This window comes from Streptomyces sp. NPDC048270 (genome assembly GCF_040652335.1).
Taxonomy (GTDB): Bacteria; Actinomycetota; Actinomycetes; order Streptomycetales; family Streptomycetaceae; genus Streptomyces.
In genome coordinates, this window is the sequence record NZ_JBEZLV010000002.1 from 289407 (window position 1) to 304241 (window position 14835).

The 14835-nt window shown below is 72.6% G+C and carries 8 protein-coding genes; 5 read left to right on the forward strand and 3 right to left on the reverse strand.

Annotated features, from left to right (window positions below; all coding sequences use genetic code 11):
* Nucleotides 1-17: 17 nt before the first annotated feature.
* The 4 genes from AB0D66_RS02785 to AB0D66_RS02800 all read left to right on the forward strand — a co-directional run bounded on the left by AB0D66_RS02785 (nt 18) and on the right by AB0D66_RS02800 (nt 7944).
* Nucleotides 18-1523 carry a cytochrome ubiquinol oxidase subunit I gene (locus AB0D66_RS02785; RefSeq protein WP_362295575.1) on the forward strand — a complete coding sequence of 502 codons (1506 nt, stop codon included), beginning with the start codon at nt 18-20 and terminating at the stop codon, nt 1521-1523.
* An 18-nt stretch (nt 1524-1541) separates the two neighbouring features.
* On the forward strand, nt 1542-2543 hold the full coding sequence (gene cydB, locus AB0D66_RS02790) for a cytochrome d ubiquinol oxidase subunit II (protein WP_362295578.1): 1002 nt from the start codon (nt 1542-1544) through the stop codon (nt 2541-2543).
* 73 nt (nt 2544-2616) lie between these two features.
* Entirely contained in the window at nt 2617-6183 is a 3567-nt protein-coding gene (gene cydD, locus AB0D66_RS02795; protein ID WP_362295581.1) for a thiol reductant ABC exporter subunit CydD, read from the forward strand.
* Between the two features lie 24 nt (nt 6184-6207).
* On the forward strand, nt 6208-7944 hold the full coding sequence (locus AB0D66_RS02800; protein WP_362295584.1) for a GAF domain-containing protein: 1737 nt from the start codon (nt 6208-6210) through the stop codon (nt 7942-7944).
* 13 nt (nt 7945-7957) lie between these two features.
* Here the strand turns inward: AB0D66_RS02800 and AB0D66_RS02805 are convergent, their stop codons facing one another.
* Entirely contained in the window at nt 7958-8860 is a 903-nt protein-coding gene (locus tag AB0D66_RS02805) for a Cof-type HAD-IIB family hydrolase (protein ID WP_362295587.1), read from the reverse strand.
* Nucleotides 8861-8985: 125 nt separating this feature from the next.
* Between AB0D66_RS02805 and AB0D66_RS02810 the strand changes: the two genes are divergently transcribed.
* On the forward strand, nt 8986-9891 hold the full coding sequence (locus AB0D66_RS02810; RefSeq protein ID WP_362295590.1) for an LLM class flavin-dependent oxidoreductase: 906 nt from the start codon (nt 8986-8988) through the stop codon (nt 9889-9891).
* A 65-nt stretch (nt 9892-9956) separates the two neighbouring features.
* On the opposite strand, the gene AB0D66_RS02815 is transcribed toward AB0D66_RS02810, so the two are convergent.
* Nucleotides 9957-12911 (reverse strand): tetratricopeptide repeat protein, encoded by a 2955-nt coding sequence (locus tag AB0D66_RS02815; RefSeq protein WP_362295593.1) that lies wholly within the window; start codon nt 12909-12911, stop codon nt 9957-9959.
* Nucleotides 12908-14740: an HSP90 family protein gene (locus AB0D66_RS02820; RefSeq protein ID WP_362295596.1), complete on the reverse strand. Its 1833-nt coding sequence runs from the start codon at nt 14738-14740 to the stop codon at nt 12908-12910. The genes AB0D66_RS02815 and AB0D66_RS02820 overlap by 4 nt, the downstream gene beginning before the upstream one ends.
* Nucleotides 14741-14835: the final 95 nt, after the last annotated feature.

The window sequence follows — 14835 nt, forward strand, 5'->3', positions numbered from 1 at the left end:
CCGAAGGAGATGACGACGTGGACCTAGCTTTGGCGCCAGAGACACTGGCGCGATGGCAGTTCGGTATTACCACCGTCTATCACTTCCTCTTCGTCCCCCTGACGATCTCACTCGCCGCCCTCACGGCCGGCCTGCAGACGGCGTGGGTGCGTTCCGAGAAGGAGAAGTACCTCAGGGCCACGAAGTTCTGGGGAAAGCTCTTCTTGATCAATATCGCGATGGGTGTCGTCACCGGCATCGTCCAGGAGTTCCAGTTCGGCATGAACTGGTCCGACTACTCGCGATTCGTCGGTGACATCTTCGGGGCGCCCCTCGCCTTCGAGGCGCTGATCGCCTTCTTCTTCGAGTCGACCTTCATCGGCCTGTGGATCTTCGGCTGGGACAAGCTGCCGAAGAAGATCCACCTGGCCTGCATCTGGATGGTGTCCATCGGCACCATCCTGTCCGCCTACTTCATCCTGGCGGCCAATTCCTGGATGCAGCACCCGGTCGGCTACCGCATCAACGAGGAGCGGGGCCGGGCCGAGCTCACCGACTTCTGGCTCGTGCTCACCCAGAACACCGCGCTCACCCAGTTCTTCCACACCATCACGGCCGCCTTCCTGGTCGGCGGCGCGTTCATGGTCGGCATCGCCGCCTTCCACCTGGCGCGCAAGAAGCACATCCCCGTGATGCGGACCTCGCTGCGGCTGGGCCTGGTCACCTTGATCATCGCCGGCCTGGGCACCGCCATCAGCGGCGACCTGCTCGGCAAGGTCATGTTCAAGCAGCAGCCGATGAAGATGGCCGCCGCCGAGGCGCTGTGGGACGGCGAGGCGCCGGCCCCCTTCTCGATCTTCGCCTACGGCGATGTCGACAAGGGCCACAACAAGGTCGCGATAGAGATCCCGGGCCTGCTGTCCTTCCTGGCGAACGACGACTTCACCTCCTTCGTCCCGGGCATCAACGACGTCAACAAGGCCGAGCAGGAGAAGTTCGGGCCCGGCGACTACCGGCCCAACATCCCCGTCGCCTACTGGGGCTTCCGCTGGATGATCGGCTTCGGCATGGCCTCGCTCGGCATAGGCGTGCTGGGGCTGTGGCTGACCCGCAAGAAGTTCATGCTGCCGCCGGGGCTGCGGACCTCAGAGGACGAGGTCCCGAACCTGGTCCTCTTCAAGCGGGCGCTCAGCCCCAAGTGGGGACAGCTGTACTGGATCGTCGCCCTGTGGACCATGGGCTTCCCGCTCATCGCCAGCTCCTGGGGCTGGATATTCACCGAGATGGGCCGCCAGCCCTGGGTGGTCTACGGCGTGCTGCGCACCCGGGACGCCGTCTCGCCGGGCGTCTCCCAGGGCGAGGTCCTGACATCCATGATCGGCTTCACCGCCCTCTACGCGGTGCTCGCGGTGATCGAGGTCAAGCTGCTCGTGAAGTACGTCAAGCTCGGGCCCCCCGAGCTCACCGAGGCCGACCTCAACCCCCCCACCAAGATCGGCGGGGACGACAAGAACCCCGACCGGCCGATGGCCTTCTCGTACTGAGGCTGAGGAGACCGCACGATGCAACTCCACGACGTCTGGTTCGTACTCATCGCCGTTCTGTGGATCGGCTACTTCTTCCTCGAGGGCTTCGACTTCGGAGTCGGCGTCCTGACCAAGCTGCTCGCCCGCGACCGTACGGAGAAGCGGGTCCTGATCAACACGATCGGGCCCGTCTGGGACGGCAACGAGGTATGGCTGCTCACCGCGGGCGGCGCGACCTTCGCCGCCTTCCCCGACTGGTACGCCACCCTCTTCTCCGGGTTCTACCTGCCCCTGCTGCTCATCCTGGTCTGCCTGATCATCCGGGGGGTGGCGTTCGAGTACCGGCACAAGCGCCCCGAGGACAAGTGGCAGACCAACTGGGAACACGCGATCTTCTGGACCTCGCTGATCCCCGCGTTCCTGTGGGGCGTGGCCTTCGCCAACATCGTCCGCGGTGTGAAGATCGACCAGAGCAAGGAGTACGTCGGCAGCCTGCTCGACCTCCTCAACGGCTACGCGCTCCTCGGCGGCCTGGTCACGCTGACCCTGTTCACCTTCCACGGCGCGGTCTTCACCTCGCTCAAGACGGTCGGTGACATCCGGGACCGCTCGCGCAGGCTGGCGACCCGGCTGGGTACGGCCACCGCGGTGCTGGCCGTGGTCTTCCTGACCTGGACCCAGTTCACGCGCGGCGACGCCAAGAGCCTGGTCGCCATGGCGGTCGCGGTGCTCGCACTGGTCGGGGCACTCGGGTACACCCGGGCGGGCCGTGAGGGCTGGGCGTTCGCCCTGTCCGGGGTCACCATCGCGGCGGCCTTCACGATGCTGTTCATGACGCTGTTCCCCAACGTCATGCCGTCCTCCCTGGACGATGCCTGGAGCCTCACGGTCACCAACGCCTCGTCCAGCCCGTACACCCTGAAGATCATGACCTGGTGCGCGGGAGTGGCCACGCCGCTGGTCCTGCTGTACCAGGGCTGGACCTACTGGGTGTTCCGCAAGCGGATCGGGACGCAGCACATCGTCGACGCCCACTGAGTCGCGTCGCGCCGCCGCCCGCCGCCCGGACCCTCCTGCCTGACCGACCGACCCTGCCTGGGGGATGTTTCACGTGAAACCGATCGACCCGCGCCTGCTTCGGTACGCCCGCTCCACCCGCCTCTTCCTGGGCGCGGTGGTGGCCCTCGGCCTTGCCGGGGCGGGGCTGGTCGTCGGCCAGGCCATGCTGATCGCCGAGATCGTGGTCGGCGCGTTCGAGGAGGGTCTGGGCGGCGCCGCGCTGCGGACGCCGCTTCTGCTGCTCGCGGCGGTGGCGCTGGGCCGCGGCCTCATCGCCTGGCTGACGGAGCTGGCCGCGCACCGGGCCGGTGCGGCGGTCAAGTCCGAACTTCGGGGCCGGCTGCTGGACCGGGCCGCGGATCTGGGACCCGGCTGGCTGAACGGCCAGCGGACCGGGTCGCTGGTCGCGCTGGCCACCCGGGGCGTGGACGCGCTCGACGACTACTTCTCCCGCTACCTGCCCCAGCTGGGGCTCGCGGTGGTCGTACCGATGGCGGTGCTCGCCCGGATCGTCACCGAGGACTGGGTGTCAGCGGCCATCATCGTCGTCACGCTTCCCCTGATCCCGCTGTTCATGGTGCTCATCGGCATGGCCACCCAGTCCCGGATGGACCGTCAGTGGAGGCTGCTGTCACGCCTGTCGGGGCACTTTCTCGACGTGGTGGCCGGACTCCCCACCCTGAAGGTCTTCGGGCGGGCCAAGGCGCAGGCCGAGTCGATCCGCAAGATCACCGACGACTACCGTCGCGCGACGATGCGGACCCTGCGCATCGCCTTCCTCTCCTCCTTCGCGCTGGAGCTGCTGGCGACCCTGTCGGTGGCGCTGGTGGCGGTCACCATCGGCATGCGCCTGGTCCACGGCGAGCTGGACCTCTACACCGGACTGGTCATCCTGATCCTGGCGCCCGAGGCGTACCTGCCGTTGCGGCAGGTCGGCGCGCAGTACCACGCGGCCGCCGAGGGCCTGGCGGCCGCGGAGGAGATCTTCGAGGTCCTCGAGACCCCCGTCGCGCGTCCGGCCGGCGGGGCCGTCCTGCCGGCCGGAGCTCCCCTGCGCATCGAGATCGACGGGGTGGCCGTCCGGTACGAAGGCCGGGGCCAGGACTCGCCCGGGCCCCTCTCGCTGACCGTCGAACCGGGCGAGTGCGTGGCGCTCACCGGACCGAGCGGGGTCGGGAAGTCCACCCTGCTCCAGGTCCTGCTGGGGTTCGTCGCACCGACCGCGGGCCGGGTCCGGATCGCCGGAGCGGACCTCGCAGCGCTCTCGCCGGAGCAGTGGCGGCAGCGGGTGGCGTGGGTTCCGCAGCGCCCGCACCTGTTCGCCGGGACCATCGGCGAGAACGTACGGCTGGCCCGTCCCGAGGCCAGTGCCCAGGAGGTGGTCCGGGCCCTGGAGGACGCGGGGGCCTGGGAGTTCGTGGCCGCCCTGCCGCGCGGGATCGAGACCGCACTGGGCGAGGGCGGTGTGGGGCTGTCCGCCGGCCAGCGCCAGCGCCTGGCGCTGGCCAGGGCGTTCCTGGCGGACCGGCCGGTGCTGCTGCTGGACGAGCCGACCGCGGCACTGGACGGCGAGACGGAGGCCGGGGTGGTGGACGCCGTCCGGCGGCTGGCCGTGGGCCGGACCGTCCTGCTGGTCGTGCACCGGCCGGCGCTGCTGGCCGTGGCCGACCGCGTGGTGCCGCTGGCCGCGGCGGCAGCCGCCCCCGGGGCGCTCCCCCGGCCCGCCGCCCCCCGCACCGGGGTTCCCGGCCCGTCCTCGCCCGACGCCGGGGAGTGGATCCTCGGCGCCGCGGCCGAGCGGGAGCGCGCCGTGGGCGGGAGCGACTCGGGCGGAGGTGATCCGCTGCGCCGGGTACGGGCCGCTGCCCAGGCGTGGCAGGGCCGCTTCCGGCTCGGGCTGCTGCTCGGAGCGCTGGCCGTGGGGTGCAGCGTGGGGCTGATGGCGGTGTCCGGCTGGTTGATCTCGCGGGCCTCCGAGCAGCCTCCCGTGCTCTATCTGATGGTGGCCGTGACCGCCACCCGCGCCTTCGGAATGGGCCGGGCCGTCTTCCGGTACGCGGAGCGCCTCGTATCGCACGACGCCGTGCTGCGGATGCTCGCCGACCTGCGGGTCTCCGTGTACCGCAGGCTGGAGCGCATCGCCCCCGCCGGGCTGCGCGAGCACCGGCGCGGTGACCTGCTGACCCGGCTGGTGGCCGACGCCGACGCCCTGCAGGACTACTGGCTGCGCTGGCTGCTGCCGGTCGGGACCGCGGTCCTCGTCGGATCCGGCTCGGTCGCCTTCACCACCTGGCTGCTGCCGGAGGCCGGAGCCGCGCTCGCCGTCGGACTGCTCGCCGCCGGAGTCGGCGTACCGCTCGTCAGCGGTGCCTGCGCACGGCGTGCGGAACGCCGGCTCTCCCCCGCACGGGGTGAGCTCGCCACCCGCGTGGCGGATCTGCTGACCGGCACCGCGGAGCTGGCGGTCGCCGGGGCGCTGGAGGACCGCAAGGACCGGGCCCGGGAGAGCGACGGGGTGCTGACGCGGATCGCCGCGCGCGGAGCGGCCGCCGCCGGGCTGGGCGGCGGGCTGTCCGCGCTCGTCTGCGGCCTGACCGTCGTGGCCGCCGCGGGCGTGGCAGCGAACGCGGTGCACGACGGGAGGCTGTCCGGGGTGGCCATGGCCGTCGCCGTGCTGACCCCCCTCGCGGCGTTCGAGGCGGTCAACGGCCTTCCGCTCGCGGTCCAGTACCGCCAGCGGGTGCGCCGCAGCGCCGAGCGGGTCTACGAGGTCATCGACGCACCGGCGCCGGTCGCCGAGCCGCGGCAGGCCGCCGCCGCGCCCGGCTCGCCCTTCCCGCTGCGGCTGACGGGGCTCTCCGCCCGGCACCCGGGCCAGGAGCGGGACGCGCTGCGGGACGTGGACCTGACGCTGGAATCCGGCCGGCGCATCGCCGTCGTCGGTCCTTCGGGCTCGGGAAAGACCACCCTGGCGCAGGTCCTGCTGCGCTTCCTGGACCCGCGCGCGGGCACGTACACCCTGGGCGGGACCGACGCGTGCGCGCTCGACGGCGACGACGTCCGGACCCTCGTGGGGCTCTGCGCCCAGGACGCGCACCTCTTCGACAGCTCGGTACGGGAGAACCTGCGGCTGGCCCGGACCGGAGCGAGCGAGGAGGAACTGCGGGAGGCGCTCGCCGCGGCGCGGCTCCTGGAGTGGGCCGACGGGCTTCCGGAGGGGATCGACACCCTGGTCGGCGAGCACGGTGAGCGCATCTCGGGCGGCCAGCGCCAGCGCCTGGCCCTGGCCCGGGCGCTCCTGGCGGACTTCCCCGTACTGGTGCTGGACGAGCCGGCCGAGCATCTGGACCTGGCCACGGCGGACGCGCTGACGGCGGACCTGCTGGCGGCGACCGAGGGCCGTACCACCGTCCTGATCACGCACCGGATGGCCGGGCTGGAGGCTGTCGACGAGGTGCTCGTGCTCGACGGCGGCGAGGTCGTGCAGCGCGGCACCTACGCGGAGCTGGCCGCCGCCGAGGGGCCGCTGCGGCGGCTGCTGGAGCGGGAGAGGGAGGCCGATGGGACAACGGCCGACGGGACGGTGGCCGACTTTCACCATGCCGACTTTCCCCACTAATCCGGACTAACTAGGCTCAAGGGCATGTCAGTGCAGGAGTCCCAGGAACCGCCGGAACCATCACCGGGTACACCGGACCCCCTGGAGGCCGCCACCCAGGCCACCAGGAGTCTGCAAGGCCTGTCCACCGAGCTCACGGCCCGGGTGCCGCAACTGCTGGAGGCCATGAGGTCGGTCGGTACCGGGCTCGAACTGCACTCCACACTGGACAGGATCTGCGAGACCGCGGCCGAGCTCGCCGACGCCCGCTACGCGGCGATCGGCGTCGTCGACATCGAGGGCCGCGGACTTTCGGACTTCGTCACCTTCGGGGTCAGCTCCGAGCTGGCCCGGAAGATCGGGCACCGTCCGGACGGGAAACGGGGTCTGCTCGGAGCGCTGATCTCGCATCCCGACACGGTCCAGCTCGAGGATCTGACGAAGGATCCGCGCTCGGCGGGCTTCCCGCCGCACCATCCGACCATGAAGACGTTCCTCGGTGTCCCGATCCGCGTGCAGGGTGAGATCTTCGGCAATCTGTACCTTGCCGAGAAGAACGGCGGCGGCCCGTTCAACGACTACGACGTCCACATGGTCCGGGTGCTGGCCACCGAGGCGGGCATCGCCATCGGCAACGCCCGGCTGTACGAGGCCGCCACCCAGCGGGAGCGCTGGATCGACGGCTCGGTGGCCGTCACCACCGCCCTGCTGTCCGGCGGGGACGCGGACGACGCCCTCGCGGTGGTGGCCGAGCAGGCCCGCCGCCTGGCCGACTCCTCCGCCGGGATCGTCATGCTGCCGGCCGAGGAAGGCGGGATGGAGATCGTCGCCGTCTCCGCCGAGAACCCGGCGACCTCGCTCGGCGTGGTGATCCCCGCGGAGAGCCCGGTCGTGCACAGCCTTCTGCAGGGCGAGCCCGTCTTCGTGGACGACGCGGCCTCCGACCCGCGCATGATCAGCAAGCTGACCAGCCAGTACGGCCCCTGCATGATGCTGCCGCTGCACAGCGGCGGCCGGGTGCTGGGAGCCCTGGTCACGCCCAGGGCCCGCGGCAAGCGCCCGTTCAGCGAGGCCGAGCGGACCTTGGCCACGCAGTTCGCCTCGCAGGCGGCGCTCGCGCTGATGATGGCCGAGGCACAGCGCGACCGGGAGCGGCTCGCCGTGTTCGAGGACCGCGACCGCATCGCCCGGGACCTGCACGACCTGGTCATCCAGCGGCTGTTCGCCACCGGGATGATGCTGGAGGGCGCCCAGCGACGGTCCATCGTCCCCGAGGTCCGCGACGGGGTCGGCAAGGCGGTGGACGAGCTGGACGTGACGATCCAGGAGATCCGGACGGCGATCTTCGCCCTCCAGCAGGGCCCGGCGGAGGCCCCCTCCGGGCTGCGCACCCGGGTGCTCCGGGAGATCAACATGGCGGCCGTACCGCTCGGCTTCAAGCCCGCGCACCGCTTCCTCGGCCCGATCGACGCGGTCGTCGGAGAGCTGGTGGGCAAGAATCTGATCGCCGCGCTGCGCGAGGCCCTGTCCAACGCCTTCCGGCACGCCGACGCCGCCCGGATCGAGGTGGTCCTGGACTCCACCATCACGCTGGCGGACGGACGCCCCGGCGTGCGGCTGGAGGTCGCCGACGACGGGGTGGGCATCCCCGAGGGCGGGCGGCGCAGCGGCCTGCGGAACCTGCGCCGGCGGGCCGAGTCCCTGGGCGGGGCGAGCTCCTACGGTCCGGGCATCGGCGAGGACGGCGGCGGGACCACCGTGGTGTGGGAGGCCCCGCTCTAGGGTGCCCCGACGCTCAGGCCGGGCTCGCGCCGTGCTGGTGCCGCGCGATCCGGTCGGCCACGATGCGCTCGATGACGACGGCGACACCGTCCTCGTTGTTGGCCGTCGTGCGGCCCGACGCGGCGGCGATCACGTCCGGATGGGCGTTGCCCATCGCGTAGGAGGTGCCGGCCCAGCTGAGCATTTCCACATCGTTCGGCATGTCCCCGAAGGCGACGACCTCGGCGGGGGAAATGCCCCGCTCGGCGCAGCACAGCGCCAGGGTGCTGGCCTTGGAGACACCCTGCCCGCTGATCTCCAGCAGGGCGGTCGGGCTCGAGCGGGTGATGGAGGCGTATTCGCCCGCGGCCTCGCGGGCCAGGGCGAGGAACTCGTCGGGGGCCAGTTCGGCGTGGTGCGCGAGCAGCTTGAGCACCGGCGCGGCGCTCTCGTCCGTGCCCTCGGCGAGCAGCTTCTCGGCGACGGCGACGTGGGCGCCGGGATCCTTGAAGAACGGCGGGTACGCCGGCTCGTAGTTGATGCCGGTGGTCAGCTCCACCGCGAAGGAGGCGCCCGGCGCGGCCCTGCGCAGGGCGGTCACCACAGCCAGGGCGGCGGCCCGGGGAAGCGCTCTGACCTGGACGAATTCCCGTCCGGCATGGAGATCGACGACTGCCGCGCCATTCGCGCAGATCGCCAGGCCGTGACCGTGGACATGGTCGCTGACCACGTCCATCCAGCGGGCGGGGCGTCCGGTGACGAAGAAGACCTCGATGCCCACCTCCTCGGCGGCGGCGAGAGCGGCGACGGTGCGCGGTGAGACGGACTTGTCATCGTGCAGCAGGGTGCCGTCGAGGTCGGTGGCGATGAGCCGGGGGGCGGGGAGGGGCCCGTCCGGGCAGTGGGGAGCCGAGGTCACCGACCCATCTTCGCCCATCGCCCGGGACCGGCCGGACCACGGTGGGTCCGTACCGTCGCGGAGCCCGGATGTTTCACGTGAAACACGTAGGTTCGACTGCCGTGTTTCACGTGAAACATCGGGACGGTCGTAGGCTCGAACGCATGAGTCTGCGTCTGAGCACGGTGATCCTTCCGATTCGTCGATGGCACGAAGGGGGGCGCGACCAGTGGGTCCGGGCGGAGCAGCTCGGGTTCCACACCGCCTACACCTATGACCACCTGTCCTGGCGGGCCTTCCGCGAAGGGCCGTGGTTCGGAGCGGTGCCCACCCTGACCGCGGCGGCCGGTGCCACCGAGCGGCTGCGCCTGGGAACGCTGGTCACCTCGCCGAACTTCCGCCACCCCGTGACCCTCGCCAAGGAGCTCATCACCCTGGACGACGTCTCCGGCGGGCGCGTCACCCTCGGTATCGGCGCGGGCGGCAACGGCTTCGACGCGACCACGCTGGGACAGGAGCCGTGGAGCCCCCGCGAGCGGGCCGACCGGTTCGGCGAGTTCGTACCGCTGCTGGACTCGCTGCTGACCGAGGGCGCGGTGAGCTCGCTGGGCACCTTCTACTCCGCGGTGGAGGCCCGCAACATCCCCGGCTGCGTGCAGCGGCCGCGCCTGCCGTTCGCGGTCGCCGCCACGGGCCCGCGGGGACTGCGGCTGGCCGCGCGGCACGGGCAGGCCTGGGTGACGACGGGCGACCCGAAGCTCTTCGAGGCGGGCACCCCCGAGCAGTCGCTGGAGGCGCTGCGCGGCCAGGTCGGCCGGCTGGAAGCGGCGTTCGAGGAGATCGGGCGGGAGTTCGAGCCGATGGAGAAGATCCTCCTGACCGGCTTCACGCCCGAGCGGAACACGATGCTGGAGTCCGTGGACGCGTTCGTCGACTTCGCGGGCCGTCACCTCGAGCTGGGCTTCACCGAGCTGGTGATCCACACGCCGATCCCGGACTCCGACTTCGCCGCCGACGAGTCGGTCTTCGAGAAGATCGCCATCGAGGCGTCGGCCCAGCTGAACGGCTGAGCCCCTGCGGTCGTCGCCACCCCTCGGCGGGGCGGCGACGACCGCAGAGGTCGTCGACGGCCGGCTCAGCCGGTCAGCTGGGCGAGCAGACGTTCGGCGGACGGCAGGAGCCACTCGGGTACCGCGCTCTCGGGCAGCGCCTTGACCTCGTCGATCAGCGCGGCGACCCGTGCGGCCCCCGCATCCGGCCGGCCCCGTTCCTGCTCTGTCCAAGCGGCGTTGTTCAGGCACTGGAACCGGTCCCGCACATGGTCCGGGCCGAGCTCCGCATAGACCGAGGCGGCCCGGTCCCAGAGGTCGATCTCCTCCAGGCGCAGCGCCTCGACCTCCGCTTCGCTCAGCGACGCCGACGCGTCCTCGTCCTCGTCGAAGCGCTCCGTCTGCGCGCTGACCCGCCGGTCCAGGACCTGCGCCAGCTGGTGCCAGGTCTGAGCCAGTTCGGACCGCAGGGGCGCGGCTCCGGGATCCGCCGCCAAGGCGGCCTCCAGCACATCCGCCGCCTCCGCCATCAGGGTCCGGGCCCGCGACACGGCCTGGTCGGTGACCGCTTCGCGCAGGCCGAGCCAGGCCAGGGAGCGCAGGACCCGGGCCTCGGAGACCGGCGCCTCCCCCGTCAGACGGTGCAGCTCCAGCGCCCGCTCGTAGGCGGCGACCGCCTCCGCGCCGAGCCCGGCGTCGGACAGGGTGTCGGCCGCGGACTGGGCGAGTCCGGCCTGCGGCCGGGGGTCCTCCCACTCCTTGGCCGTCTCCGCCGCCAGCAGGAACTGCTCCGCCGCCGCCCGGAACTCGGTCAGCCGCCGCAGCAGGCCCCCCAGGAACTCCCGGGCGGACACGGCCTGCTCCTCGCCGTGCTCCAGCAGATCCGGCAGCGCCGACTGCAGCACCTCCGCCGCCTCGGCGGCCCGCCCGTCCTGCGCGTACGCCCGGGCCAGCAGTAGCCGGGCCTGGGCCCCGCCGTCGGCGGTGAGACCGGCCTGGTCGAACCAGTGGACACCGGTCAGCGCGTGTCCCGCGGCCTGCGCCGCCTCTCCCCGCCGCAGCAGGACGTCCGCGAGGGTCAGCCGCAGGACGCCCTGCGCCTCGGCATCCGTCACCTCGTCGGCGTGCTCCAGCGCGGAACGCGCCGCCTGCTCCGCCTCCTCGGGCCGGTCCAGCTGCGTGAGCACTCCGGCCCGCAGCACCAGAGCGTCCACGGCCTGCCACGGGCGGCCCGCCCCGGCCGCCCGAACCGCGGCGGCGGCCAGCAGGGCCACGGCCTGCTCCGGATCGCCCTGTGACAGCGCGATCCGCCCCAGCATCTCCTCGGCCTCCGCCGCGAGATCCGCGAGCGAGTCCCCGTAGGCGGCGGCGAAGCAGGTCAGCTCGGCCGCCAGCGCGGCATGGCCGTGCCCGTGCTCCTCGTCCCCGGTGGCCTCGGCCGAGCGCAGGTACGACTCCACCCGGATCGCGGCCAGTTCCGCGAGGGCGATCCGCCGGGCCCGCAGCGGCTCCCTCGCGTCCAGCGATTCCGCGGCCCGCAAGGCCACCGCGAGCAGCCTGCGGACCTCCGCGGGTGCGGCCCCGGACTGCGCGGCCACACTCGCGAGCCGCAGGTCGGCCAGCGCCGCCCGGTCCGCCCGGCCGAGCGCCCGGTAGCCGTCGCGCACCGCCGTCAGCAGCTCCGGCGCCTCCGCGGCGCCCCGCTTCGCCGCGGCCAGTGCCCGGTGGTCGGCCAGGTCGGCCGCGACCAGCGGGTCGGGCTCCGGCTCCGCGCCGGCTCGTACGGCCACTTCGGCCCACAGCGCGTCGGCCCCCGGATGGCCCAGGTCACGCGCCTGCCGGGCCCGCTCCACCAGCTCGGCGAACCCGGTGGACTCCGCCGGCGGCGAGGGCGCGGCGGGAGCGGCGGAACCGGCCGGCCGGGCGAGGGCCGCGCTGCGCACCCCGAGCGGCAGCTGCGGGACCAGCGGCTGCCGCCCGATCCGCGCCAGGAAGCGGTCCGAGGCCCGGGTGGTCCCGTTGCGCGCGTCGAACTGCCGGGCGATGCCGAGCGCGCCCGTGCGCAGCACCTCGTACAGCTCGGACACGGTGTGCGGGGCGCCGTCGTACGGTACGGCCGGGCTCTGCCCGTGCCCCAGCTCCCGCAGCCGGCGCAGCAGCACGAGGACGCCGCCGTGGAAGGCCAGCTGGTCGTCGGCATTGGCGAGCGGGCCGGCATGGGAGGCGTGTTCGGCGAGGATCTCCAGGCCGCGCGACTCGTTCCCGGTCAGTGCGCAGAACTCGATGTGCTTGGCGACCGACGGCAGCAGGCTCTCGTTTCCGCGCGCCAGCCGGTAGCCGCGTACGTGGTGCGAGCGGGCCTCGTCGGTCCGGCCGAGCCGCAGCAGCGGGAGCAGGGAGGAGGCCAGCACCCGGTGCGGCTCCTCGGCGCAGGTCTCCTCACCGGTCAGCACCGGTGCCCAGATCTCCAGCGCCTGGGCGTCCTCCCCGCGCAGGACGGCGTACTGCCCCTGCCCGTTGAGCTCGCAGGCGCGGCAGTCGCTCATGTCGTCGCGCTCGGCCGCCATCCAGCGCTCGAAGGCCTGCCGTGCCCGCGCGTCGTCGCCCGTCGCGTCGGCGAGCCACAGTTCGGCCTCGCGCACGGGCCGCTCGCTGTACCCCGCGATCCTGTACCGGCGCTCCATCTCGTCCAGCCAGCCGGTGGCCGACTCCAGCGGTACCCCGGGGGAGTCGGCGATGGCCGCGGCCACCCACTTGAACTGCCAGAACAGCGAGTGGGCGTCCCATTCGGAGAAGGCGCCGGGATCGTTGTCGTACTCCTGGAGCAGCCGGGCGAAGGGCACGAGCAGCTTCGAGGACTCGGAGCTCCACAGATAGGCGTTGATCAGGTTGTCCAGGGTCTCCCGGAACAGCGCGCGGTCGCCGCTCGCCTCGGCGGCGGCGACCAGGGCTTCCGCGTGCGTATTGCGCGCGGTGCCGCCCGGGGATTCGCGGTTCTCCGCCAAGCCCTGCTCGATCTCCTGGCGCGTCAGGCTCGTCACTTCTCGTCCTCCTGGGCCTCGGTGGGGTGGGTCGCCCATTCCAGGAGCCCGAGGAAGGCCCGGTTGAGCAGGGTGGAGTCGGTGGGACGCAGCGGCCGCTGGGACATGAGCAGGGCCTGTCCGTAGAGCGATTCGACGGCGGTGCCCGTCAGCGCCTCCTGGGGCAGCGCGGAGATCCGGCGGATCAGCGGGTTGTTGTGGTTGAGGACCAGGCGGGCGCGGGGTGCGGAGCCGCGCAGCGCGCCCAGGATGCCGGTCCACAGGGAGTCGGCGCTCTCCAGGGCGGCGGTCCGGTCCCGCTCCTGCCGTGCCTGCCGGTCGTCGAGGTAGAGCGCCGGGACGGAGACGGGCTGGAAGGCGCGCAGCACCACGTCGCAGCCCTGCGGCTCCAGACGGGTGCGGGCGGTGGCGAGGAAGGGCGCGAGTGCCAGTTCGGCGGCGGTGGGCACCGGGTCGAGCCGCTCGGTGACGGCTCCGGCGTCCAGCTCGGTGACCTTCAGCCCGGGCCGCACGGAAGGCAGCAGGGCCAGCAGGTCCGCGTCGTAGGTGTAGCCGGCGTTGATGACGCCGAGTCCGTGGGCCGCGGCGATCGGCGCGATCTGGCGGAACTCCTCGACCGTGCGCGTGAAGTGCAGATCGGTGTGGGCGGCCGCGAACTGCTCCAGGCTCATCGGTCCGTCACTGGTCTCGAACGGCAGCCAGGGCAGCATCAGGCCGAGCAGCTCGGGGTCGTGCCGGGCCATGGACTTCACACCGAGGTGGTGGACGCTCAGGAAGGCGGCCAGCCGCTCGGGGTCACTCGCGGCCAGCTCGGCGAGCCAGCCGCGGACCCGGCCGCCGAGGGCGTCCCGTACGGCGGCCAGGGTCTCGTCGTCGTACAGGTTCTCCCGGGAGGCGGTGGGCCGCAGCGTGTCCGTGTCGAGGACGGCCCGGACGAAGAACGCCCAGTCCGGCAGGAGGTTGTCGGCCCGGTCGGTGAGCAGCATGCCCTTGAGGTGGACGCGGTGTCCGGCCCGGTGGGCGGGGCTGGTCGGCTCGGGCAGGACGTACGCCACGCCGCGCACGCCGGCGACCGGGAGGTCGAGGTCGATGCTGTCGAGCGGGGTGAAGCCGAAGAGCTCAGCGCAGTGCCCGGCGAGTGCGACGCGCCGGGCGGCGGGGGCGGGGAAGGGCCGGTCCCAGACGGCGGGACGGTCGGTGACGGGACGCGGCCCGCCGCCCTCGCCGTCGTCGAAGGTGATGTCGTACGGCAGCAGGGAGCCGTAGTCGCGGGCCAGTTGCTCGACCTTGGCCGGTTCGGTCCACTCCTCGGCTCCGGCGCGTGCCTCGAGGACGACGGTGGTACCGGGCTCCGGGCGCGCCTCGTGAGGCAGTTCGCGCACGGTGTACGAGCCGTCGTCGGCGGCCAGCCATTCGACGGGCAGGGCCCGGGGGTCGCGGGCGGAGCGGGTGACGACGCGGATCTGGCGGGCCACGACGAAGCAGGCGAGCAGGCCGATGCCGAACTGGCCGAGGAACTCCCGCCGGGCCGCTTCCAGTCCGTGCTCGCCGCCCCGCTTGGAACTGCGGCCGATGGTGGCGAGGAGCGAGTGGGCCTCGGCGGCGGTCAGGCCGATGCCGCTGTCCTCGATGGTGACCCGGCTGCCGGAGGCGGCCAGCCGGATGTGGGTCCCGGCCTGCGGGTCGAGTGTTTGACGTGCGGTGACGGCGTCCACGGCGTTCTGCAGGAGCTCGCGGACATAGACGCGCGGGCTGGAGTAGAGGTGGTGGGAGAGCAGGTCCACCAGACCGCGCAGGTCGACCTGGAAGTTGTGGGGTGTGGACGTCATGGGGCGTCACCTCGCGTGCGTACGGGATGGTTCGGCGATCGCGAGGTCCCCCCCTCACAGATCCCGGAGTGGGCAACACATTAGGGGGATGGTCC

Bases quoted from the DNA above. Each gene is read 5' to 3' on its own strand.
- cydB (WP_362295578.1), top strand. From the start codon at position 1,542: ATGCAACTCCACGACGTCTGGTTCGTACTCATCGCCGTTCTGTGGATC.
- AB0D66_RS02800 (WP_362295584.1), top strand. From the start codon at position 6,208: ATGTCAGTGCAGGAGTCCCAGGAACCGCCGGAACCATCACCGGGTACA.
- AB0D66_RS02805 (WP_362295587.1), bottom strand. From the start codon at position 8,860: ATGGGCGAAGATGGGTCGGTGACCTCGGCTCCCCACTGCCCGGACGGG.
- AB0D66_RS02810 (WP_362295590.1), top strand. From the start codon at position 8,986: ATGAGTCTGCGTCTGAGCACGGTGATCCTTCCGATTCGTCGATGGCAC.
- AB0D66_RS02820 (WP_362295596.1), bottom strand. From the start codon at position 14,740: ATGACGTCCACACCCCACAACTTCCAGGTCGACCTGCGCGGTCTGGTG.